At 40.3% G+C, this 23,023-nt stretch carries 20 protein-coding genes; 1 reads left to right on the top strand and 19 read right to left on the bottom strand.

Features of this window, described 5'->3' with window-relative positions:
• Nucleotides 1-24: 24 nt before the first annotated feature.
• The 5 genes from H1D31_RS10140 to H1D31_RS10160 form a co-directional block, all read right to left on the bottom strand.
• Nucleotides 25-2,010 (bottom strand): polysaccharide biosynthesis protein, encoded by a 1,986-nt coding sequence (locus H1D31_RS10140; protein ID WP_261258255.1) that lies wholly within the window; start codon nt 2,008-2,010, stop codon nt 25-27.
• Between the two features lie 84 nt (nt 2,011-2,094).
• Nucleotides 2,095-3,003 carry a UTP--glucose-1-phosphate uridylyltransferase GalU gene (galU, locus tag H1D31_RS10145; protein ID WP_261258256.1) on the bottom strand — a complete coding sequence of 303 codons (909 nt, stop codon included), beginning with the start codon at nt 3,001-3,003 and terminating at the stop codon, nt 2,095-2,097.
• Between the two features lie 51 nt (nt 3,004-3,054).
• Nucleotides 3,055-4,059: an NAD-dependent epimerase gene (locus H1D31_RS10150; protein WP_261258258.1), complete on the bottom strand. Its 1,005-nt coding sequence runs from the start codon at nt 4,057-4,059 to the stop codon at nt 3,055-3,057.
• Nucleotides 4,060-4,069: 10 nt separating this feature from the next.
• A complete protein-coding gene (locus tag H1D31_RS10155; protein ID WP_261258259.1) occupies nt 4,070-5,413 on the bottom strand; it encodes a UDP-glucose dehydrogenase family protein in 1,344 nt (447 codons plus the stop codon).
• Nucleotides 5,414-5,432: 19 nt separating this feature from the next.
• The gene (locus H1D31_RS10160; RefSeq protein WP_261258261.1) at nt 5,433-6,836 is read right to left on the bottom strand and encodes an MBL fold metallo-hydrolase RNA specificity domain-containing protein; all 1,404 of its coding nucleotides are present in this window, start codon (nt 6,834-6,836) and stop codon (nt 5,433-5,435) included.
• Between the two features lie 236 nt (nt 6,837-7,072).
• On the opposite strand from H1D31_RS10160, the gene H1D31_RS10165 reads away from it, so the two are divergent.
• Nucleotides 7,073-8,806 carry a hypothetical protein gene (locus tag H1D31_RS10165; RefSeq protein ID WP_261258262.1) on the top strand — a complete coding sequence of 578 codons (1,734 nt, stop codon included), beginning with the start codon at nt 7,073-7,075 and terminating at the stop codon, nt 8,804-8,806.
• Between the two features lie 76 nt (nt 8,807-8,882).
• On the opposite strand, the gene H1D31_RS10170 is transcribed toward H1D31_RS10165, so the two are convergent.
• Genes H1D31_RS10170 through H1D31_RS10235 form a run of 14 tightly spaced genes read right to left on the bottom strand, consistent with a single transcriptional unit; the run spans nt 8,883 to nt 23,017 of the window.
• Nucleotides 8,883-10,064 (bottom strand): DegT/DnrJ/EryC1/StrS family aminotransferase, encoded by a 1,182-nt coding sequence (locus H1D31_RS10170; protein WP_261258264.1) that lies wholly within the window; start codon nt 10,062-10,064, stop codon nt 8,883-8,885.
• Between the two features lie 9 nt (nt 10,065-10,073).
• Nucleotides 10,074-10,697, bottom strand: a complete 624-nt coding sequence (locus H1D31_RS10175; RefSeq protein ID WP_261258267.1) for an acetyltransferase — start codon at nt 10,695-10,697, stop codon at nt 10,074-10,076.
• Nucleotides 10,694-11,293: a sugar transferase gene (locus H1D31_RS10180; protein ID WP_261258269.1), complete on the bottom strand. Its 600-nt coding sequence runs from the start codon at nt 11,291-11,293 to the stop codon at nt 10,694-10,696. Before H1D31_RS10180 ends, H1D31_RS10175 begins: the two co-directional genes overlap by 4 nt.
• Entirely contained in the window at nt 11,286-12,518 is a 1,233-nt protein-coding gene (locus H1D31_RS10185) for a glycosyltransferase family 4 protein (RefSeq protein ID WP_261258273.1), read from the bottom strand. Before H1D31_RS10185 ends, H1D31_RS10180 begins: the two co-directional genes overlap by 8 nt.
• A gap of 16 nt (nt 12,519-12,534) precedes the next feature.
• Nucleotides 12,535-14,361, bottom strand: a complete 1,827-nt coding sequence (locus H1D31_RS10190; RefSeq protein ID WP_261258274.1) for a hypothetical protein — start codon at nt 14,359-14,361, stop codon at nt 12,535-12,537.
• A 27-nt stretch (nt 14,362-14,388) separates the two neighbouring features.
• A complete protein-coding gene (locus H1D31_RS10195) occupies nt 14,389-15,507 on the bottom strand; it encodes a glycosyltransferase family 4 protein (RefSeq protein ID WP_261258276.1) in 1,119 nt (372 codons plus the stop codon).
• Nucleotides 15,488-16,633 carry an N-acetyl sugar amidotransferase gene (locus H1D31_RS10200; RefSeq protein WP_261258278.1) on the bottom strand — a complete coding sequence of 382 codons (1,146 nt, stop codon included), beginning with the start codon at nt 16,631-16,633 and terminating at the stop codon, nt 15,488-15,490. The genes H1D31_RS10195 and H1D31_RS10200 overlap by 20 nt, the downstream gene beginning before the upstream one ends.
• A 9-nt stretch (nt 16,634-16,642) precedes the next feature.
• A complete protein-coding gene (locus H1D31_RS10205; protein ID WP_261258280.1) occupies nt 16,643-17,404 on the bottom strand; it encodes an AglZ/HisF2 family acetamidino modification protein in 762 nt (253 codons plus the stop codon).
• Complete coding sequence (gene hisH, locus H1D31_RS10210; RefSeq protein WP_261258283.1) at nt 17,397-18,023, bottom strand: imidazole glycerol phosphate synthase subunit HisH; 627 nt, start codon at nt 18,021-18,023, stop codon at nt 17,397-17,399. The genes H1D31_RS10205 and hisH overlap by 8 nt, the downstream gene beginning before the upstream one ends.
• Nucleotides 18,016-19,206 carry an O-antigen ligase family protein gene (locus H1D31_RS17355; protein ID WP_409976780.1) on the bottom strand — a complete coding sequence of 397 codons (1,191 nt, stop codon included), beginning with the start codon at nt 19,204-19,206 and terminating at the stop codon, nt 18,016-18,018. Before H1D31_RS17355 ends, hisH begins: the two co-directional genes overlap by 8 nt.
• Nucleotides 19,194-20,429, bottom strand: a complete 1,236-nt coding sequence (locus tag H1D31_RS10220; RefSeq protein WP_261258287.1) for a lipopolysaccharide biosynthesis protein — start codon at nt 20,427-20,429, stop codon at nt 19,194-19,196. Before H1D31_RS10220 ends, H1D31_RS17355 begins: the two co-directional genes overlap by 13 nt.
• Entirely contained in the window at nt 20,426-21,490 is a 1,065-nt protein-coding gene (locus H1D31_RS10225) for a DegT/DnrJ/EryC1/StrS family aminotransferase (protein WP_261258289.1), read from the bottom strand. Before H1D31_RS10225 ends, H1D31_RS10220 begins: the two co-directional genes overlap by 4 nt.
• 1 nt (nt 21,491) lies before the next feature.
• On the bottom strand, nt 21,492-22,070 hold the full coding sequence (gene wbpD, locus H1D31_RS10230; RefSeq protein WP_261258291.1) for a UDP-2-acetamido-3-amino-2,3-dideoxy-D-glucuronate N-acetyltransferase: 579 nt from the start codon (nt 22,068-22,070) through the stop codon (nt 21,492-21,494).
• Nucleotides 22,067-23,017 (bottom strand): Gfo/Idh/MocA family protein, encoded by a 951-nt coding sequence (locus tag H1D31_RS10235; protein WP_261258294.1) that lies wholly within the window; start codon nt 23,015-23,017, stop codon nt 22,067-22,069. The genes wbpD and H1D31_RS10235 overlap by 4 nt, the downstream gene beginning before the upstream one ends.
• Between the last annotated feature and the right edge of the window lie 6 nt (nt 23,018-23,023).

The following is a 23,023-nucleotide window of genomic DNA, read 5'->3' on the forward strand; positions in this document are numbered from 1 at the left end:
TTAACACAATGCTTAAATTTAAAACTAAGCAATTTGTTGTTTACTCTCCGTTTGTTTAAGTACAGTTACCAGCGGCCTGGAGGTGTCGGCAGCAGCTAATACCTCTAATTGCTTACGGGTATCCACCGGACATGCCGCATTTACAACCAAATCACTGGTAGCGTTACTGTAATTAAACTCGGTAGGTGCACTGCGAATAAGTGCAATAATATCTTCCACGGCAAAGCGATTACAGGCGGCATCTAAGCGCGCCAATAAGTGCTCCATTTCAGGCCAGCTCAGGCATACTTCATCTGCTGCCATAATACGGCTATGCTCAGTTTTCCGCACATTATTGCCGATTAATAATTCTTCATACAGCTTTTCGCCGGGGCGCAAGCCAGTATATTTAATTTCAATATCGCCGTGTGGGTGATCTTCGTCCCGAACTTCCAGACCCATTAAGTGGATCATACGGCGGGCGAGCTCAGAAATACGCACAGGTTCGCCCATATCTAATACAAACACATCACCGCCTTTGCCCATGGCACCAGCTTGCAGCACCAGCTGAGCAGCTTCCGGAATGGTCATAAAATAACGGATAATATCTTTATGGGTCACGGTAACGGGGCCGCCTTTACGAATTTGTTCGCGGAACAGTGGCACCACTGAGCCGGATGAGCCTAAAACATTACCAAAGCGCACCATACAAAAACGGGTTTTAGTTTGATACTGAGCCAATGCCTGTAGCACCAACTCTGCCAGCCGTTTAGACGCGCCCATTACATTGGTTGGCCGAACGGCTTTATCGGTAGAGATAAGGACAAAGGTTTCCACCCCGGCTTTGATCGCCGCCTCAGCAGCATACCAGGTACCGAACACATTATTGCGCACGCCCTCAACGACATTATATTCCACCAAGGGTACATGCTTATAGGCAGCGGCATGATAAACCGTATGTACGCCAAAAGCGCGCATAACGCTTTCAAGCCGGCTTTGCCGCTGCACCGTCCCCATAACCGGCACTAGGTTAATTTCCAGCGCCTCATTACAAATTAAGGCTTTTAGCTCCTGCTCGATAGCATAAAGGGCATATTCAGACAGTTCGAATAACACCAGCGTTAGCGGCTCACAGCGAATAATTTGCCGGCATAGCTCAGAGCCAATAGAGCCGCCAGCACCGGTAACCATGACGACCTTACCTTTAATATTGGCATGTAATAATTTCTTTTTCGGTGCTACGGGGTCTCGCCCCAGCAGATCTTCTATTTTTACATCCTGCAGCTCATCAATACGCATACTGCCGTTAACTAAATCACTCATACCCGGTATTGATAAGACCGGTATCGGCAAGGCCTCCAATTTATCCAACACCTCGCGGCGACGGCCGCGACTGGCTGACGGCATGGCCAATAAAATACGACCAATATTTTTTTGTTTAATTAAGCCAGGAATATTATTAGGGCTGGAAACAGGAATACCGAGAATGGTTGAACGTTGCAGCGTGTTGTCGTCATCGACAAAGGCGACCGGGTGATATTGGTCACCATTCATCAAGGCTTGTGCTAACTGACGCCCGGAAGAACCAGCTCCATAGATCAATACTCTGGTTTTATGGCCGTTATTACGCTGCTCTAAAAGCATGCGGGCTAATAAACGAACGCCGCCTGAGGTAACCAAAGCGATTAAGGCATAAACTATAACCAGATTGGTTCGATGCTCTACGTCAAAAAACATAAATAGTGCAGCCAATAAGGCAGCACTACCTAAAATACCGAATAGCACAGCGCCCAGCGCGTGTTGACCAACATAACGAATTACCGCCCGGTATAAGCCTAGCTTGGTAAATATAAGCAAGGTAAGCGGCAGCGTAATTACAAAAGCCAGCGTTATATCGGATAGCTGGCGCGCATTCCCATTTTGGGTAAGCACAAAAGCTAAATAAATTGAGAGCGATAAAAATACGGTATCTATTGCTACTGAAATCATACGCTTAGCCGAACGAGGCAGCGCCAGCAACCATGCAAGCATGTTTTAACTCCATTGTGCCGGCTTCAGTAACCGGCACTTAAACAGCAAAAATTGGCTCAAGTATAGCACTAAAACTAGCATTTATTAACGATAGTCACGCAACAACTGCTGTAACCAGGCTTGAAAACCCGGCCCAAGGTTTTTATCCCGCAAGCCAAACTCAACAAAGGCTTGCATATAGCCAAGCTTATTACCGCAATCATGGCTGCGGCCTTTAATTTGATAAGCGTTAACTGGCTGCTGCTCAAGTAACATGGCGATAGCATCTGTTAATTGAATTTCGTCACCGGCACCTATTGGTGTACGCTTAAGGCAAGGCCAGATATCCTTACTAAAAACATAACGCCCGACCACCGCCAGGTTTGACGGCGCTTGCTCTACACTAGGCTTCTCGACAATTTCTGTTATTTTTACGGACTCACCAGCCGATAATTCAACACCAGCAACATCAGCTATACCATAACTGCTAACATTCTGCCGCGGCACTGGCTCTACCATTACCTGACTAACTTGGGTTTGCATAAAAAGCTTAACCATCTCTGCCAGGTTATCATGCATCAAATCACAGTCGTAGCTATCAACAATAACGTCAGGCAACAACACAGCAAAGGGCGCATCACCGACTAAAGGTAGTGCGCAAAGCACTGCATGGCCTAATCCTTTAGCTTCCCCCTGCCTAACATGCATAATAGTTACGTCTTTCGGGCAGATATTTTGCACTTCATCTAACAGCTGGCGTTTAACCCGTTTTTCCAGCATCGATTCCAGCTCAAAACTTTTATCAAAGTGGTTTTCAATACTGTTTTTCGATGAGTGCGTAACTAAGACAATCTCTTTAATACCGGCAGCGATACACTCCTGCACCACATACTGAATAAGCGGCTTGTCAACTACCGGTAGCATCTCTTTAGGAATAGCTTTAGTAGCCGGTAACATTCGGGTACCGAGGCCCGCAACAGGGATCACCGCTTTACGCACAATATTTGTTTGCATTTATTCCATTATCCATTTTATTTTTTAGTAGTGTGCTCACCGTCTTGCTAGCTACTCAACATTGTAATAGCTGCGATACCAGTCTACAAAACGCCGCATACCCAGTGTAATAGGTGTAGATGGTTTAAAACCTACCGCGGCCTGTAAATCATCAATATCGGCAAAAGTCGCCGGCACATCACCAGCCTGCATCGGCAAATACTCTTTAATTGCCGTTTTACCGGTAGCCTGCTCAATGGCTTCGATAAAGGTCATCAGTTTTACCGGCTGATTATTGCCAATATTAAAAATTTTATACGGCGCAAAGCTGCTACTGGCGTCGCTACCGTCCCAGCCCGGCGCTGGCTTGGGTGGCTGCTGCTGGATACGTACTATACCTTCAACGATATCATCAATATAGGTAAAGTCACGCAACATCTCGCCATGGTTAAATACTTTGATAGGCTCTCCGGCTAAAATGGCCTTAGTAAATAAAAACGGTGCCATATCTGGCCGCCCCCAAGGCCCGTAAACAGTAAAGAACCTTAACCCCGTAGTGGGAATACCATACAAATGGCTATATGAATGGGCCATTAATTCGTTAGCTTTTTTTGTAGCCGCATAGAGTGATACCGGATGGTCCACTCTATCGTGCGTACTAAACGGCATTTTGCTATTCATGCCGTAGACGGAGCTGGATGAAGCATAAACCAGGTGCTCAACCCGGTGCTGGCGGCAGCCCTCCAGAATGGTAAGAGTACCGCTAAGGTTACTATCGGCATAGGCCATCGGATTTTGCAGTGAGTACCGTACCCCCGCCTGAGCGCCAAGGTGAATAACCCGCTGAAAGCCTTCTTTGGCAAAAAGATTGGCAATACCGGCTCGATCCGCTAAATCGAGCTGTTCAAACCTAAAACCGGGTTGCCCTAGCAACTGTGCCAAACGATCACGTTTTAACTGTACCGGGTAATAGGCATTAAGATTATCCAGGCCCACCACCTGGTGCCCTTGCTGTATCAAACGCTGACACACATAAAAACCAATAAAGCCTGCGGCGCCGGTAACCAGAAATTTCATACTCGCTCCATCAGCTTGATTTGCGCACGGTTTCACCGCGGCCAATGGCATAATAGATAAAGCCTCGCTGGGCTAAGCGGCGCGGATCGTACAAGTTACGGCCATCAAAAATCACAGCCTGACGTAACTGCGATTTGATTAAATCAAAATCAGGCGCGCGGAACTGTTGCCACTCGGTACAAATAACCAAGGCATCAGCACCTTTTAAGGCCGCTTCTTTGGTCCCCACCAGGGTTAAGTCATCGCGCACACCATAAATACGTTGAGTTTCCTCCATCGCTTCAGGATCATAGGCTTGCACTTTTACCCCTGCAGCCCATAACTGCTCCATTAAAACCCGGCTACTGGCTTCACGCATATCATCGGTGTTGGGTTTAAAGCTTAAGCCCCAAAGCGCAATGGTTTTGCCTGCCAGCGCAGTACCAAAATGCTGTTTAATCAGCTCGGGCAGTTTATATTTTTGCTTATTGTTGACCGCCTCGACAGCTTGCAACACTTTAGGGCTATAGCCCATTTGCTCTGACGAACGAATCAAAGCCTGCACATCTTTAGGGAAGCAAGAGCCACCATAACCACAGCCTGGATATATAAAGTGGTAACCAATACGGGGATCAGAGCCAATACCTTTGCGCACTGCTTCGATATCGGCACCCAGAAGCTCAGCTAAATTGGCCATTTCATTCATAAATGAAATTTTAGTAGCAAGCATACAGTTAGCTGCATACTTAGTGAGCTCAGCAGAGCGCACATCCATAAAAATCATTTTGTCATGATTACGGTTAAACGGCTCATACAGCTCCCGCATCAGATCTTTAGGGCGCTCATCGTAGGTACCAACAATAATGCGATCGGGTCGCATACAGTCATTAACTGCGGCGCCCTCTTTTAAAAACTCGGGGTTTGACACCACATCGAAATCAAGTTGTTGGCCACGCTCTGCCAATACCGAGGCAATAGCGGCCTTGACTTTATCTGCGGTACCAACAGGTACCGTAGATTTATCGATAACCACCTTAGGTGACTGCATATAAGTAGCGATAGTTTTCGCCACCGCCAACACATACTGTAAATCGGCAGACCCATCTTCATCGGGTGGCGTGCCCACAGCGATAAATTGCACGTCGCCATGCAACACACCAGCCTGAGCGTCGGTAGTAAAATTGAGATAACCGCTGGCAAAGTGCTTTTCTACCAGCGGTGTTAAGCCAGGTTCATAAATCGGGATAATACCTTTTTTCAGGTTTTCTACCCGCTCGGCATTTACGTCGACACAGAGAACCTGATGGCCAACCTCAGCTAATACCGCGGCCTGCACCAGACCGACATAACCAATACCAAAAACTGTGACTTTCATATCATCCCTTTACTCAACATCAGGCAACGACAACCTGGTTAGCATATTTAACTAACGCGGCCTGTAATGCCTGCTTTGCTGGCAGATCGCCGTGTACAATTCGCACTTGTTTTGGCCTTCGCCGCATGCCTTTTATAAAATTAACCAAACCCTGCTGATCAGCATGGGCAGAATAGCCGCTTAATGTTAACACTTCTGCCTTAATATCAATACGCTGGCCATCAATAGTAACATAACCTTGTTGCGGACCATATTGCTGGATCGCCGCCCCAAGTGTACCTCGCGCCTGATAACCGACAAAAACCACCTGATGCACAGGATCGCCCAGCATCGCTTTTAAATAATTCACTACCCTGCCACCCTCACACATACCGCTAGCAGCGATAACAATGGCTGGTTTTCGGGTGCTGGCCAGCAAATTTACCGCGGCAAGGTGCTGCGCATGGCTATCGATCGTATGTAACTGCGCAAAGCTAAGCGGGTGCCGCCCCTGCAGTAAACGCTTTTTAGCTTCGTTATCCCAACAGGCAGCCAACTGCTGATAAGCAACATTAAATTTAGCCGCTAAAGGTGAATCTACAATGACTGTTAACTCTTGCCAGCGCAAATGCTGATGGATTTTTTTATTGCGCAGGCGATGGATTAAGGTTTCAAGCTCGTAGAGCAGTTCCTGAGTGCGGCCAATGCTAAAAGCCGGGAATAACACAGTGCCGTTGTCCTGTAATGAATGCAGCAACACCTGCTCTAGGCGCTTAATACGACTGCGCCGGTTCTCATGCAGTTTATCGCCATAAGTGCTTTCAATAACAACAACGTCGGCAGCGTAAGGTGGTTTAGGGGCAGGTAACAACGGAGAGTAAGGCGCGCCTAAGTCACCGGAAAACACCGTGATAAAGGGTCTTTTGTTGAGCAAATGTTTAATTTCAACATAGGCCGAACCAAGAATATGGCCGGCCTTTTGTAGCCGGAAGTGCGCGTTGATACCGTTAAAGGCAGGTAATTCAAGCCAGGCGTTAAACTTACAGGGCACAATCTGGCGGGCCATGGCACGCAAAAAGCCGTTAATCAGCTGCTCGTCGCGCGTTACCCCAACTTTAAGTGCATCTTCCAACACTAAAGGTAACAGATGAGCTGAGGCTTCAGAGCAAAAAATAGGGCCGGTAAAACCAGCCGCCAGCAAATAAGGAATTCGTCCTACGTGATCAATATGGACATGAGTAACGATAAGTGCCTGAATATGGTTAAGCGGGAAATTGATAGCAAGGTTGGCTTTGCTACCACTGCCCTGCTCGTCCCCCTGAAACAGGCCACAATCAATTAGTACTGCATAACCAGGGGCTAACTGATATTCATGACAAGAGCCGGTGACACCGTCAACGGCACCGTGGTGGGAAATCCAAGGAGTGGTATAAAAACAGTCCATGTACTTTAACACCTCTAAAAATACCGAATCCACTCAATCTAATCTATTTCAATTTTTAACATACACTCAAGATCAGAGTCTACCAGCGTTTGCTTTTAAATTTCTTTTACGAGAACAGCACAAACTGTTGTGCTATATTTAGTCCAGTGCTCCAAAATCTGTTACTCAGAAACAGACGGCATCACAATTGCTAAAATCCATTTCCGAGAAGCCCCAAAAAGACAAAAGGTTTCAATATGTTTATTTTATATAGACTGCTTTTAATTACAGCCTTGGCATTAATATCCGCATGCAAAGAAAAAGATTTGAACGTAGATAAGCCACTACAAAATTTAAATAAAAACAAGTATTTTGATAAAAAAGTTATAGAAAGCTCATCATATGCCATAATCCCTCTAGGAGCGGATTACCATGCTGATTTTTGCCTTGCAAAGAAAACAAATGAAGAGACCTACTATTTACTCCCAAATTGCAAAATAGAAAGCGCCATAGGATTCGATAGCGGAAATAACCAACGCTTACTAACATATAACTCAACAAGCAACCGAATCAATTTCATCTTCTACCTTGGCGACTATCACTTACCAATAGAGTTAAGACGAGGCGTCACACTTTTTAGTTACGATAAAGATAAAGATAAATTATCTATAATTAAAGATAAGATACAACTCCAAGAGTTTGACTCATATTTCTACAGCTACAATCACAACTCAAAGGAGTATATCTGCTCAGTCAATAAATGCGCAATTATTTCACAAGACAATATCGATTACTTCTTTATAACCACAGATCAATCAGGCAGTGAGAGAATAACAGAATCTAAAATCAGCCAAGGTAAAGTTTTCTCTATATTAAAAAACGAAAAAACGAACTCCTATAATTTAAGTGAGTTTGATGGTAAAAATATTACCGAATACGAAATACCTATTAATTGCTTCGTCCCTTTTGGTCTGAAAGTCACTGATGGCAAAGCAGAGTATTCATGCTTAGATAAGAACTCAAGAAATTCTATACTTTCTCTTTTAAATAACGAGCTAAAGAAAATAAATAATGTCCAGATAAGAAACATAGCAATTACAAACAACGACGGCAGAATAATTTGGGAACAGAAAGACTATCTACCTAGCCTAATAACCATAACAAGCGAAGAGTACTTTCAGAGCTTTGAGCAAAAAGAAACATATCTTAAAACAAAGGACTTGGTGGAAGCAGAGATAAAATACCTAGAAGAAAAGATGTCCAGCATTGAATTCATGGCATCTAAACGATACAGCCTAAGCGGAGAAAGCGCATACTTCCTAATTCATAATCATTTATTTATAGATCTCATCTCCAAACTGAGACTATCTGATACAGATCCCAGCTCGAGATTAATAGAAAAACTTATTGAAACCGAGCTTACTATAGAGAATTTTAAAGAGATTTTTTTTAATAACACAACAATAAATACTGTTTTTATAAAAAAAGGCAGCGATTTCTGGGCTGACGGTGTAAATGCGCCTTATAATTTTACATCGGCAATAGTTATTGGCCTTTTGTCACAAGCTAAAGCTTATAATGATTACCTTTTTGCAGAGGAACTTTTAACGCCACTATTGAAAAACGAATTTTCAATATTTAAAGGATCTTGGCATTACTGGTGGGGCCTAGGAAAAACTGGCTGGACTTCTGAAGACAATGTTAGTTTGAACACACCAAGCTATTTAGGTAATTCATCTATAGCTAACAAGTCTTATCTTGCAATAGACGCAGAAGCAATACTTGCGCTTGAAAAAGTAAGCACAAACGCCGATGTAACCCTAGCATCTGATAGGGTAAGACAACTTATATATGAATGCAAATTACCTTTTTATCTTTGGCCCACTCAGGAAAACGTCCAAGAATGCCTCCGCGTTAATTACACTACCTCTCATGCATCAGAATTTCGGGAAGCGTTCTCAATTATCGCAACCCTGTTGCAGACTCAATAGATTTTCAACTGAAAATACCTTGAATGATATTTTTTTCTCATAAAAATAGGGCGCTTTAAAGCGCCCTATTACAATTTCATAGTGATTTAGTAGCTAAACTTAGAATTTCATCTAAAACTGTACAACTTTTTTCGATTTCTTTTTCAGTCAGAGTGGGGTGTACTAACATCATTATGCTCGTTTCACCCAATTTAACAGCATTAGGCAACCGAACTTCGGGGCGCCATGGTGTATTATCAAATGCTTTTTCTAAGTAAACCTCTGAACAACTACCCTGGTAGCAAGGCACTCCACGAGCAACAATTTCATCAATTATGCGATCCCGACTCCAGCCATAAGCTAATTTTTCTGGGTTAACAAAGAAATAATGTTTATATTCGGCATGCTCACAATCTGAAGGTACATTAATCAAACGAAGAATAGGGTATTTAGACGCTATCACATCAAGTTTAGCAGCATTAGCTTGGCGCGCCTTTGTCCAATCGGCCATTCTGCGCAATTGAATACGACCGATAACGGCTTGTACCTCTAACATGCGCCAGTTAGTACCAAAGCTTTCATGCACCCAGCGAAAGCCTGGCGGATGCTCACGTTCGTACACCGCTTCAAAACTCTTACCATGATCTTTGTACGACCACATACGCGACCACAGCGTTTTATCATTTGTGGTTACCATACCGCCTTCACCGCCGGTAGTCATAATTTTATCCTGACAGAAGCTCCAGGCTCCGATATGGCCAATAGAGCCAACAGAACGCCCTTTATATTTAGCACCATGAGCCTGGGCACAGTCTTCAATAACGGCAAAACCATGCTTTTCAGCCAACGCCATAATGGGGTCCATATCAGCGGGCATACCGGCTAAATGCACTACTATTACCGCTTTGGTATTTGGCGTTAATACTTTCTCAATACTTTCTGAAGTAATATTCTGGCTATTAAGATCAACGTCAGCAAACACCGGGTTAGCACCAGCAGTAACGACTGTTGAAGCGGACGCTAAAAAAGTGCGGGGGGTAACAATTACATCGTGACCAACACAAACACCGACAGCTTTAAGTGCTACATCTAAAGCTAGCGTACCGTTACTCAACGCCACCGCATATTTAGTACCAGCCCAAGCAGCAAATTCTTTTTCAAACTCACGACATTCTTGGCCCGTCCAGTAATTAACCTTATTCGACAACACCACATCACGAACAGCATTGGCCTCTTCTTCGGTAAAACTAGGCCAAGGAGAAAATTTAGTGTTTAACATATCGCTCCATCACGACTTAATAATTTTTGCTGGTACGCCTACCGCAGTTACATTATCAGGTAGATCGTTAACTACCGCAGCGCCTGCACCAACCATTACATTCTTACCAATATGCTTTAATTGAATAACAGTTGCGCCTATTCCTACCCAACTGCTTTCACCAACCACCACGCCCCCCGCTAAACCAGCACCGGGGCTAATATGTACAGCATCAGCCAAAATACAGTCATGCTCTACCACCGCATTTGAGTTAACAATGCAGGCAGCACCAATAACAGCATCAGCATTAATAACTGCACCAGCCATAACAACGGTACCCGCTTGAATAATGGCTGAACGCGACACTACGGCCGTTAAGTGCGCGACTGTAGCAAGCGTAAAACCGGCATTTACCAGCTCCCGCTGTTTTGCCAGCCGGATTTTATTATTACCAATAGCAACAATAACCTCTGGCTTCTGCTGCAAATCAAACAGGCTTTGCGTGTTACCTACTACAGCAGAACTGCCGTTTTTAGTTTTGGCTGGCCAGGCATCATCATAGAAAACAACGCTATCCCACAAACCAGTACTCAATGCAGCATCGGCAACCACCTTGCCGTGGCCACTGGCGCCAACTATTGCCAAGGTTTTCATCTATTTCTACTGCCGGTAAATTTTGACATGGTGGCTTCACCCGCAGCCGAAATACCCTCACGAACGAACACCTTCTTTACAGTGAGGAACAATATTTTGATATCCAGCCAAATACTGCGGTTATCTACATACCAAACATCTAGCTTAAATTTATCTTCCCAGCTAATGGCATTACGGCCATTTACCTGTGCCCAACCGGTGATACCGGGGCGCACTTCATGTCGTCTGGCCTGCTCGGCAGAATATAATGGCAAATACTCCATTAATAAAGGCCTTGGCCCCACCAGGCTCATATCACCTTTTAGCACGTTAATTAGCCCAGGCAGTTCATCTAAACTGGTTGAACGTAGAAACTTACCAAAACCTGTTAGACGAGCCTCATCTGGTAAGGGATTACCTGATGTATCTTTAGCATCTAACATGCTCCTAAATTTAAGCATTTTAAAGGGCCTTGCCTTGTAGCCAGGACGCACTTGACAAAATAAAAAAGGACGTCCTAACTTGAAAGAAACAAAAATAGCAGTTATCACAATTATAGGTGATAACACTAACAGTGCTGTGAGCGAGATAAATATATCAAAAAACCTTTTAGTCATAATTAATCTCTGGGAATAGGATTAACGCAAAATCTTGAGAAAGTTTTTTATAGTTTCGGTTCTCTAAAAGCCATTCCCTACCGTTAGCACCAAGCATGTCTCTTTCATTTTTATTCAGCTTTGATAGCTCGACAAGTTTGTTAGTTAACGAATCCACGTCACCAGCAGGAACAAAAAAACCGCAATTTGCTTCATTAATCATTGATGGATAACCATAATAAGATGCAACTACAGTTTTACCTGAGAGCAGATAATCTACAACTTTATTAAGTGACTGACCATACTCCCAGACTTTTGATTGAAATACAGAAAAATAAACAATATCGCAATATGAAAGAAGCGACTGAACTTGATGCTTATTTACTTTGGGTGCAAATATTAAATTCCCCAAATGCCCAAAACGCTTTTGATACTCAGCTTTTAGTGGACCATCGCCGACCAAGATAAATTCAATATCTGAATTATCAACCAGTGATTCTGCAGAAAGAAAGAAAACTTCCAAAGCATTAGTTATACCTACAGTTCCTGCATGAACAACTTTCATCTTAGAAGAAGATAGGTACTTCTTAATATAGCTTTCATCAAGGGAGTGAACATCAGTAATTTGATCCTCCGAAACTCCCATAGGTATGCAATAAACTGGAGACTTTGTGCTACATACCTGCTCAATGTGAGACTTTAAATTTGGCATAGTTCCGACTATTGCATCACTTTTTTTATATCCGAGTTTCTCAACAAGAGATAAAAACATAACAAAGGGGTTATATTTGCTGAATCCTCCCTCTTCCGTTATTGTTAAAGGCCAAATATCTCTCACTTCAAATATAAGGCGACATCTAAACTTTCGTTTTAGAACAAGCCCATTCAAAACAGTTAACAATGAAAGACTAGAAACTACTATAGCATCAGGTTTATCAAGAGTATTTTTGTCCAAACAGAAAAGTCGCCACTCGAAATGAAACCAGCTAAGAATACGTTGAGGTGACTTAGCGATTTTATATTTAATAGTTTTTAACCAGACTAACCTTACACCTTCTATTTCTTCCTGCTTGACTTTACTTTCAAGATAGACAGGGTCTATCAATGCATTTGAATCAGAAGTAATAACAATTGGATTAAATCCTAAATCTACTAAGCCTTTCATCAAAAACCAACCGCGCCCACCGGGCGCGGTTTCAGTTTTTGGTGCAAAATACTTCGAAATGTACCAGACCGTCTTTTTCATTCAGATTGTTGCCCCCTTAAGACTGCGAGTACAATCTTGGAATTTTATTAACGACATTAATCACTTCAGAGAAATCAAGACCCACTGCATCAAGATACCATTTGATGTTCTCATAACGAGGTTGATTTTCGTCCTCAACAAGCCTTAATGCCTCATCTCTATTCATTTGCCCTTCTCTGATTTGATTACTTCTAAACGTATCATGTTCAGTAAAGCCAGCTACAAGATAATAAATATAATTATAAAATGCTGCTGTCCCATCGCCGATTCGCCATGTAGTGTTCGTATCTATTGCCGTTTCCCAGTCATATTCGTTAATTAATGTATCATCGATAAGCTTCTCATCCCAACGCCAGTAATCAAAGATATGGTAGTAATCCTTCTTTTCAGTAAAGCTTCTATAGTACTCCCCAGAAAGAGTATCCCAAAGAGAGGTATTAAAGTAGCCGGGACTTTTCAGCATCGCCTTGAAACGTAGTTTTTGATACTCTAGCTGCTTTTGCCAACCGTGCGAATAAACGCGTTTCTCTTCAAAATCTGGCGGTACACCTAAGAAACCAGCTTTAAAATGAGTGACCTCAAGCGGATTAACGCCCCACAAATTCAGGTTAATTCTCGTTTGCTTCTTTACCTCTTCGACGTAGCGAAAGAAATGTTTATCACCAGCTGTTAAGATACTAATCATCCCCAAATTAGGAGCCTTTAACCAAGCAACCAGATTCTTCCGAATATTTTCTCGCTTCTTGGCAATATCATCGGCAATGATGATATTCTCAACGCCCAATTCAGCACACATTCTACTAATATTACGACGACCTAAATCAGTTACCATTCCCCAATCATAAGTATAGGTGACCGGTTTCATACCTAATTCTTTAACGATCAAATGTAGACCATAACAACTATCACGACCGCCAGAGAAAGGAACAATACAGTCTAATTCATTAGATCTGCGATAAGGCTTAACCAGTTCAAAAAGTTCCTCTTTAGGTCTAGGAACGTTTCTCGGCTTATAATGATGACAGTAGTTACACACCCCATGTTCATCGAAATGGATATAAGGCATTGTTTCAGGCAGGATACAACGGGTGCAACGCTTTAAAACTGGTTTTGGATATTGCAGAAGATCAATCTCAGCCTGTATTCTAGTAAACTTAGGAATTAAGTTAGTTTTTCTGTCTTTGAAATCCGTAACATTCATCGTTTTAATTTTGGGGATATCAACAACAACTTCCTCATTTAGAATTTGCGTGATCTTAGTGCACTGTAATTGAACTAGTGGATATTTTTCAGAAGAAAAGTAGAAATTGCCACCCTTCCGACCTGTATATAAACTACCGTTGTTTGAAAAAACAACCATCTTGCCAATTGATGGCACACCTACAGCAGTTGCAACAACACCTTTACAGACAGATAGTACTTTTTCAGAAACACCTGTTAAACAGCCCGTATCCAACAAATGCTTTTCAGTAATAGCAGCAATGATTTCAGTATCAATTTCCTGCTTGCGGACTAATTGTAATTCTTCCCAAAGATCTTCGTGATTCACGATAATCCCGTTGTGAATTACAAAAACATCACCGCGAACAACTGGTTGATTATCTGCTAATCCATTTGTAATTAAACGGCTATGACCCAGAGCAAGAGTACAATTAGATAGCTGAGTTTTGCCTAGCAATTTTCTAACATCGTAATCAGCACGAAAAATGCGATACTCTGATTCATTTCTAGCTAGCACTAATCCGCTTGAATCTCGCCCTCTTTGTCTTGCATGCTCAGCGAGTAACTTTAAATCAGAACTCGCAATTTTTTGCGGCGATACAATACCAAAAATTCCACACATACTTAGTTATCATCCTAATTTAATTTCTTACTCAAACGATTCATAGAGTTTCAGTAACTTTGATTCTTCTATAGTCCAATTAAATTTATTCTTTATTGCTTGCTGACCGTTCTTAGACATTTTATCAACTTCTTCAGGATGCATTGCAAGGTAATCAATTGCTTTTGCAATCTCATCTGGTATTAATGGATCAACGCAAAGTCCGCATTTACTACCTTCGATTATCTCCTTCCATAGCGGAAAGTTAGAACAAATGACTGGTAAACCTGCAGCCATGTACTCAAACATCTTCACTGGTAGTGCGTCTCGATAACTTTGGGTTGGATGCAAAGTTACTAATCCAGCTAATGACCCATTAAATACATGCAAAATGTCTTTTCTACTTAGCCAACCAAGATATTCTGTTTTTAACCAACCTTTTTCTTGTTTTACGTCTTGTTCAAGATCTGTTTCATAGAATTCACCTGCTAATAAAAGGTTGACCGAGTTTCTAGTTAATGACATTGCTCTGACAATTTCTAAAGCTCCCCTTACCCGCGCAATCCCTCCAACATAACAAACAGAAAATGTATCAACACTTGCACGGTGTTCAATAAAATGAAATTCCTCTAGAAGCGGAAAATTATTAATATCAACACTTTTAATACCGTATGACAAAAATTTATCACGAATAAAGGGAGTGGCGGCAACAACACCGTTAAGCTTTGAACATGCCCATCGCTCGTATAAACTGACAATTTTTGAAAGAAGTACTCTAACAAACTTATTAATATAAGTTTTTGTTAAGATTTGTTTCGGAAAATCTTCATGAGCATCGAATAAAACAACTTTGCCAAGCTTTCTTAGTTTTAATCCAATAGGGATAAGTTCTGGATCATGAAGATGGTAAATGTCTGCATCTATTTCAACTGCTTTTTTGTAAACCTTTTTTGGTGCTCCGACAATTCGACCAAATCTGGAAGAAGATGCTCCAGCGTCAATAACCGAAACACCGTCGTTAAGGCTGTCCCCTTTACCGTCAGCAACAATTAAACTTACGTTATAACCTGCTTTAAGTAGTGAACGACATTGCTTGTGAAATATTCGGACATCATCACGTGGGTGTGCTGATGTCAAATGACAAACTTTATGAATAAGAACTGACATTTCGTCCAAGAACCTTCTTGAGGAGAACCTTGATATTACGCATCAGGTTATAATACTTATCCCAATTTGGATAATCAGCATAACTATGTCCAGGACTTGTTATCAACTGATCCAATTGCTCGAGCGTTATACCAAGCTTTTTCGCTATATATAACTTATCTTCCCTTAATTCAGCTTCTTCATATAACGTTTTATTTAATAACTCCAATGCCTGTTCTCTGGTTAATTCCCCAGATAGAATCTGACTTGATAAATGGGGTCTACGTTTATCAATGTTAAATTTCTCTGGTAAATAGAAGTTTTGAAAAAACTTTGTAAATCTGGATTCACCATGTTTACGACCGTAATCTTTGTAACCAACTTCATTCATTAAAGTTTGAAGAGCCTCAGCCTTATTATATTTCATAAAGTTAAGTGGCCTGATCACAGTCAGCCCTTTTATGAAAGGATAGTAGAAATAATATTCAAAAAAACTTATTGTTTTATAATGAACCAATTCTTTTTGGCCAAATTTTTTATGTATTGCTTTTAAGTTCTTCGCATCCATAGCAGAATGATGCCAAGCATCAGGAAAAACCGACTCTGTGGCTATATTCCCACCACTTATGACATATTTAATTTTGTTCTTGACTGCATAGTGATAAAGAGACGAAAAGAAAGCATGATCCTGAATTACATCCTGGTTGGCAACACCGGCTTTAAGATAAGCTAACTGTAGATCTTTGATCTCTCGCCAATCCATTACGTGCGTGTGAAGATCATATCCGCAGTGTTTAACTACTCTTTCAATATTATGCACAGCAAGTTCACTGTTCCAACCTGCATCAACATGAACGACTAACGGACGCAAACCAAAATCTTTAATTACCAAGGCAAGATATGAACTATCTACACCACCCGATAAACCAATAATGCAATCGTACTCGTTGTTTTTGCCATCCTTTTTTATTTGTTCGACAATCTTTGCTAATTCCTGTTTACCAAATTCGTTGGGATGCCAATTTTTTGAGGTAACATCATCAAATTTGTGACAGTGATTACATACTCCATTGCTATCAAATTCTATTAAAGGATCTGAAGTATCCATAACACACCTGGAGCAAACGCGATAATCTTTCTGAAACATATATATTTCCTAATTTAATATTTTTTCAAGCTCTATGTAATCTGGATAGGTAATAAGAACGGCTTTATGTCTTCCATGAAAAACAAATAAATTGCCAGCCGCCAAGCCAGATACATTACTAGAACGTTTAGCTTCGGCGAGATCGTGAACACTTCCTGCACCGCCTAAGCAGACAACAGGTATATTAACAGAATCAGTTACGCGATTGATAAGTTCCAAATCATATCCTCTGCCAGTGCCTTCTCTATCTATTGAGCACAGAACAATTTCACCCGCTCCTAACTCTTGCATTTTCTTCGCGTAAGTTACAGGATCAATTCGGGTGCGAACTGTACCATTTTTTACATAAACCTCATAACCACCAAATAGCGTCTTTCGTACATCGATAGAAACCACTACGCTTTGCGATCCTGCTACAATTGCTGCCTCGGAAATAAGATTTGGGGTGTAAAATGCTTCCGTATTAATTACAACTTTCTCAACACCAAGGGAAAAAAGTCTCTCAATTGTAGCAATATTTTTTATGCCCCCCCCGTAGCCAAAAGGCATGAAGGTCTCACTAGCAATATCGGTTAAAAGATCGAAATCAGGCTCTCTGTTTTCAATGGTGGCAGAAATATCAAGAAACATTAATTCATCAACTTGTTTCTCATTAAATATTCTTACAGCGTTTATTGGGTCACCAACGTAACGGTGTTTTTTAAATTCTTGACCTTTTACTAAGCCCCCATCCATAAGTAGAAGTACAGGTATAACTCTTGTCCTAAGCATTGTTCAATTCCTGCAAAAAACTTTTAAAAAAGTGAAAACCAAACTTATGACTTTTTTCAGGATGGAACTGCGCCCCCCAAATATTATTTTTTCGTACCGCACATGTGAAATCGTAGCCGTATGTTGAGCTAGCAAATCGATCAGACTCATTCTCACATCTAACGTGATAAGAATGTACAAAATAGTAACGAGCTTCGCCAGGGAAGAACAACTGAGCTTTATCATCAGCAATAGGATTTACAAGATTCCAGCCCATATGTGGTACTTTTAAATTATTATGTAGATCCTGACCTGAAAAGTCGAATTTTACAACATCGCCTTTTAACCATCCTAAGCCAGGTAGTACACCTTCTTCACTTTTTTCAAAAATAAGCTGCATTCCGAGACAAATTCCCAGAAAAGGTACTTTTCTTTCATTAACTAATTCTGTGAGTATATTTTTAAATGGTGATAACTTTCTCATACCATTATCAAATGAACCCACACCAGGCAAAATAATTGCGTCAACCAAGTCCAACTCACCAGGATTTTTAATTAATCTACACTCGACGCCAAGATAGCGAAGCATATTTTGTATAGAACCACAATTTCCCATCCCGTAATCTATTATACTAATCACTGCAATCCTTCCGCCTGATTCTAATTGATGAAAATATCGCTAAAAGAAAGAAAAACATTGGAATCCACAATGAATTAACGCCACCCATAAATTGGTAACTGATTAATGCATACAATGCATAGCTAAAAATGATTATTTTAGGTTCTGAATAATTCCGGAAAACTGATTTGAAATTCCAAAAAATTAATATGAGTATCATGAAAATCGGAATCATTCCAAACAATCCAATCTCAGCAAGAATTTCTAAAATGAAATTGTGTGGATACCAACCAGGTTCGTTTGCACCGATAAATAAAGGGAAGGAGCTTATTCCACTACCAAATAAAAATGTTTTGGCATTTAGTAACCATAGCTCAATAGCTGAAGTGAATAGAAACACTCTAGAAGACGAGTCATCGCCACTTAGCGCAGCGAATCTTTGGATTATTAATATATTTTCAACTAAGTCAGGATATATAAAAGTCAATGTAAAGAATGTTAAAATCGAAACACAAGTGATTATGAATAACCGAGTTCTATCCAACATAAAAAACGAGAACAAAAAAACAACAGTCAGGGCAACGAAAACAGACCTTGCGCCTACAAGACTCATTGATATGCATGAAATAAGAAAGATTATTGTAACTAAAAATAACTTAGCACGTCTTAACGATGCCATAGCACTGATTAAGCTAATTGAAAATAAACCTAAATAAAATGAAGTGGCTTGGTAATTGGGATTCTCAATATCACTATTAAGTGATATAAAACCAGAAAAACTTTCCACACTATAAATTTTATATAAAACATGCACAAGGACTACACCAGATAGAGTAAAAATAATCTTGCATGCTAATTTTTCATTATTCGATGCTATAAAAGCACAAATCATTACCATTGGTGTTACTACAAAAATAGATACAAAAACTTGAACCCAAGAGGCACTACCAAATTCTGGTGACCTCAATAAACCCAATATTATAAAAATAGAGAATATCATGTAAACTATCGTAACTAAGAGAAATGTTTTATTGACTTTAAAAAATCCGAATATTAAAAATGACAATGAAAAAAAACCTGCGGAAACGATAACGGATGGAATTCCGTATATAGCAAATATTTCCTGTAATGATGGATGTGCTGGCAATAATACAGCCAATATGGAAAATATTATGCTTAATTTCTTGTAATTTAATAAGTACATTGTTTTTTGGTCATTCGATAACAAAGTACTAAATACAAAACATAAAGCATTGAATATCCTATATTATAGACATAAAGTGCTCCATTGAGACTTGACAGAAAATGAAATGAGGAAACTGTTGTTATCAACAGTAAAAATTGCCAATAAAGATCAACCTCTTGATTTTCAGTAATATACACTACATAACTCAGTGGGCTAGCTATAAATCTTAAGGAGAAAAGAAGAAGTAAAATTTTTGCGGCCTCACCAGCTGTTGACCATTCACTTCCAAAAGCAATTAAAAATAAATCTTCAATCAGAAAGTATGAAAATGTAAAAAACACCAGAGACAATAAAGCTAAAATTTTAAATGTTTTAGTAAATATGGCCGAACAGTTTCCTTTTTCTCTAAATTCATCTGATGCAAATTTCTTAAATACATCGAGAACAGCTTTTGCAATTAATCCAATTGGAGCTCCAAGAACTCTTAGTGTCAATGCTAAAATGCCACCTGCTTCTGAACCAAACTTAGCAACAACCATAATGATAGGCAATTCAGCAGAAACACTATTAATAGTGTCTGCCGGTAATGAGTACAGAAGATACTTTTTGTTATTCTTCCAAAATTCAATAACACAATGTGGTTTAAAATTATTAAAGTTAAATCTTAATTTCAAAAGACTAAAAATAAATAAAATAGTTAAAAATAAAGCAAATGTATGAGTCAACACCAGTGCATAAACATTATTGTCAAATAATAAACCAGCGACAACTTGCAAAATTAAAATCGCAGCAGACTGTATTATTCTGACTATTGATAGCCTTTTAAATAGTCCTTCAGAGGCATAATAAGAAATAATTAATTGAATTGAAGCCGTCAATGCAGCACTAATTGGTGTGAGCAAAAGAACAATTGGCTGCTTTAACTTAATGTATTCTGAAAATACTAGATAAATCGGTATCGCTAAAAATATAAAAAATGTAGTGCCAATTAAAATAGTGATCAGTGTGTAATATACTGCCTTATTTCGTTCTTCACCAGGTGACTTTACAGCGATGCAGGTTTCAAACCTACCCGAGATAATGACAGTTAAAATAATAGTTAATGAAAACCATAGAGCATATTCACCAAATATATCAGGTGAAAAGATCCTAACAATAATCAAGCTACCAAGTACAGGGATCAGTTGTGCAATCCCTGTACCGGTGAGGACAGTGAAAATATTTCGGTAGAACAATGTCATAGATAACCATGCATAGGCAAACTAAACACTTGCTTAGCTAATCTTGACGCTACAGGTAAATCTATATCTGTGTAAGATAGGTGATTAAATGCCGTTTGCTGATGCATGCAAGTTCCATAATAAATCATGGTAGGTACACCCTCAGCTTTATATCGAGCCATTTCTTCTTCACGATTTTCACTGATAACCGTGTACTGCGCCCATGAACTCAGGTAACCTTCTGGCACAAACGGCGTAATGTATTTACCATTCAATGATTGATTGTAACTTGCAGCAGCTTTATTTCGAGCGATAAGCTCAGTAGGAAACTCTGCTAATTTTTCAAGTAAAATTGCTGCTTGAATAGTATCCAAACGACTATTTATGCCAATCCTTACATTGTCATATTTATCTTTGCCTTTTCCATGTACACGATAAGAACGAAAAAGTGCTGCATATTCGTCGTTATTAGTGAATATTGCACCACCATCACCGTAACAACCTAGTGGCTTAGCGGGGAAAAAACTGGTTGTTGCAATATCACCAAAACTACCAGCTCGCTGGCCATTAATTTCGCCACCAAATCCTTGTGCGGCGTCTTCAATCAATTTCATATTGTACTTGTTTGCTAACTTTTCTAATTCAGGATAGTTAGCTGGTAATCCGAAGAGATCAACTGCAATAATAGCTTTTGGAACGAGCTTACCTTCTGATATTACTTTCTCGATCCTTTTCTCGAGATCTTTCGGACATATATTAAATGTTCTCTCATCAGAATCTACAAAGACAGGTGTAGCACCGGCATAAGCAACCACTTCTGCAGTTGCAAAAAATGTAAATGTAGGGCAAAAGACTGCATCACCTGGTTTAATATCTAGGACCATCATTGCTAATTGTAGAGCATCGGTGCCATTTGCACAGCTTATACAATGCTTTACACCAACATACTCTGCTAGTTTTTGCTCCAGCTCTTCAACCTCAGGGCCCATTATATAGTTACCATGATCCAGAACAGCTTGAATACGTTTATCAATTTTTTGTTTTAAATGTTTGTACTGCGCTTCTAAATCAATAAAGTGCATTTCAACTTACCTTGCTCAAAATATCGCCGTTTAATATATAGCGGTTTTCAGTATGTTCACATATTGTTTCAGCTTGACCTGTTAGAGGTATGTCTAAACGCTCACCAAACTCACTCATCCAACCAATCTGCTTTGCAGGAACGCCAACCATCAGCGCATAAGCAGGCACGTCTTTGTTGATAACAGCGCCAGCGCCAACAAAAGCAAATTCACCTATTGTTACACCACAAACAATAGTGCAGTTAGCACCCAGAGTTGCTCCACGTTTTACGATAGTGTCCAAATATTGATCTTTTCGTTCAATCAACGACCGCGGATTATACACATTGGTAAAAACCATACTTGGGCCGCAAAATACACCTTCTTCTAGGTGCACATTGTCATAAATTGACACGTTATTTTGAATTTTACATCTATCGCCAATGGTGACCTTATTACCGACAAAAACATTTTGGCCAAGTGATACGCCTTTACCTATCTTGGCACCACCGCAGACATGAACAAAGTGCCAAACACGAGAGCCTTCACCGATTTCAGCTCCATCATCTACAATTGCAGTATCGTGCTTGCTATAAGTCATTTTAATACCTTCGCTAGCAATGGGTGAGAAGCTTGAGGATTTATTGTTATTGGTGTGGTACGGATGACCTCTACAGTTTCAATTGCAGCACGGTTTTCCTCAACGCCATAACCTTGTCCAGCAAGTATTCTTTGGTAACTTTGGGTGTGTAGATCAGTAAATCCACCTGAAAACTCCAGCTCTTCTTCGCCTATGCGAATACTACGATAGGTTAACTTTTCACCTTGAACGGCATTTTCTGGCAAATTAGCTGCATCTATAGATAAAAACCAACGTACTCTTGCCTTTTCATACTCCAGATAACCAGCTGATGTTTTCTCGTCGCGGTAATGCACTTCATTCTTCACTACACGACCGAAAATAAAATGCAACATGTCGTAAAAATGTACGCCGATGTTTGTTGCTACTCCTCCAGACTTTTCATCTACTCCTTTCCAAGATTTTAAGTACCACTTACCGCGAGAGGTCATGTAAGTTAGATCTACATCAAATATTTTATCTTTTGGCGAGTTCTGAACTTTTTCACGAAGTGCAATAATTGAAGGGTGTAAGCGGAGTTGCAGAATAGAATTAACCTTAGCACCAAATTGCGATTCATATTGCTTTAACATGTCCAAATCTTTAGTGTTTAAAACTAGAGGTTTTTCGCAAATGACGTCTATACCATTCTTCAAGGCATATTTCATGTGAGGCGCATGTAGATAGTTTGGAGAACAAATAGCAACATAGTCAAGCTTGTTGCCTTGTAGTTTTTGATCCTCAACATACGCTTCAAACTGTTCAAACTCCGTAAAAAACTCAGCATCAGGGAAGTGGCTATCCATGATACCAACTGAATCATTTACATCCATTGCAACAGTAAGATTGTTACCCGTTTCTTTTATCGCTTTCAGATGACGAGGTGCAATGTAGCCTGCAGCACCGATAAGAGCAAAGTTCTTTTTCATATATTC

The organism is Alishewanella sp. BS5-314 (genome assembly GCF_025377695.1).
In the GTDB taxonomy this organism is placed as follows: Bacteria; Pseudomonadota; Gammaproteobacteria; order Enterobacterales; family Alteromonadaceae; genus Alishewanella; species Alishewanella aestuarii.

Bases quoted from the DNA above. Each gene is read 5' to 3' on its own strand.
- H1D31_RS17355 (WP_409976780.1), bottom strand. From the start codon at position 19,206: ATGTACTTATTAAATTACAAGAAATTAAGCATAATATTTTCCATATTG.
- H1D31_RS10165 (WP_261258262.1), top strand. From the start codon at position 7,073: ATGTTTATTTTATATAGACTGCTTTTAATTACAGCCTTGGCATTAATA.
- H1D31_RS10225 (WP_261258289.1), bottom strand. From the start codon at position 21,490: ATGCACTTTATTGATTTAGAAGCGCAGTACAAACATTTAAAACAAAAA.
- H1D31_RS10150 (WP_261258258.1), bottom strand. From the start codon at position 4,059: ATGAAATTTCTGGTTACCGGCGCCGCAGGCTTTATTGGTTTTTATGTG.
- H1D31_RS10170 (WP_261258264.1), bottom strand. From the start codon at position 10,064: ATGTTAAACACTAAATTTTCTCCTTGGCCTAGTTTTACCGAAGAAGAG.
- H1D31_RS10155 (WP_261258259.1), bottom strand. From the start codon at position 5,413: ATGAAAGTCACAGTTTTTGGTATTGGTTATGTCGGTCTGGTGCAGGCC.
- H1D31_RS10195 (WP_261258276.1), bottom strand. From the start codon at position 15,507: ATGTCAGTTCTTATTCATAAAGTTTGTCATTTGACATCAGCACACCCA.
- H1D31_RS10185 (WP_261258273.1), bottom strand. From the start codon at position 12,518: ATGAAAAAGACGGTCTGGTACATTTCGAAGTATTTTGCACCAAAAACT.
- H1D31_RS10175 (WP_261258267.1), bottom strand. From the start codon at position 10,697: ATGAAAACCTTGGCAATAGTTGGCGCCAGTGGCCACGGCAAGGTGGTT.
- H1D31_RS10205 (WP_261258280.1), bottom strand. From the start codon at position 17,404: ATGCTTAGGACAAGAGTTATACCTGTACTTCTACTTATGGATGGGGGC.
- wbpD (WP_261258291.1), bottom strand. From the start codon at position 22,070: ATGACTTATAGCAAGCACGATACTGCAATTGTAGATGATGGAGCTGAA.
- H1D31_RS10190 (WP_261258274.1), bottom strand. From the start codon at position 14,361: ATGTGTGGAATTTTTGGTATTGTATCGCCGCAAAAAATTGCGAGTTCT.
- H1D31_RS10200 (WP_261258278.1), bottom strand. From the start codon at position 16,633: ATGTTTCAGAAAGATTATCGCGTTTGCTCCAGGTGTGTTATGGATACT.
- H1D31_RS10235 (WP_261258294.1), bottom strand. From the start codon at position 23,017: ATGAAAAAGAACTTTGCTCTTATCGGTGCTGCAGGCTACATTGCACCT.
- H1D31_RS10180 (WP_261258269.1), bottom strand. From the start codon at position 11,293: ATGACTAAAAGGTTTTTTGATATATTTATCTCGCTCACAGCACTGTTA.
- galU (WP_261258256.1), bottom strand. From the start codon at position 3,003: ATGCAAACAAATATTGTGCGTAAAGCGGTGATCCCTGTTGCGGGCCTC.
- H1D31_RS10220 (WP_261258287.1), bottom strand. From the start codon at position 20,429: ATGACATTGTTCTACCGAAATATTTTCACTGTCCTCACCGGTACAGGG.
- H1D31_RS10140 (WP_261258255.1), bottom strand. From the start codon at position 2,010: ATGCTTGCATGGTTGCTGGCGCTGCCTCGTTCGGCTAAGCGTATGATT.
- H1D31_RS10160 (WP_261258261.1), bottom strand. From the start codon at position 6,836: ATGGACTGTTTTTATACCACTCCTTGGATTTCCCACCACGGTGCCGTT.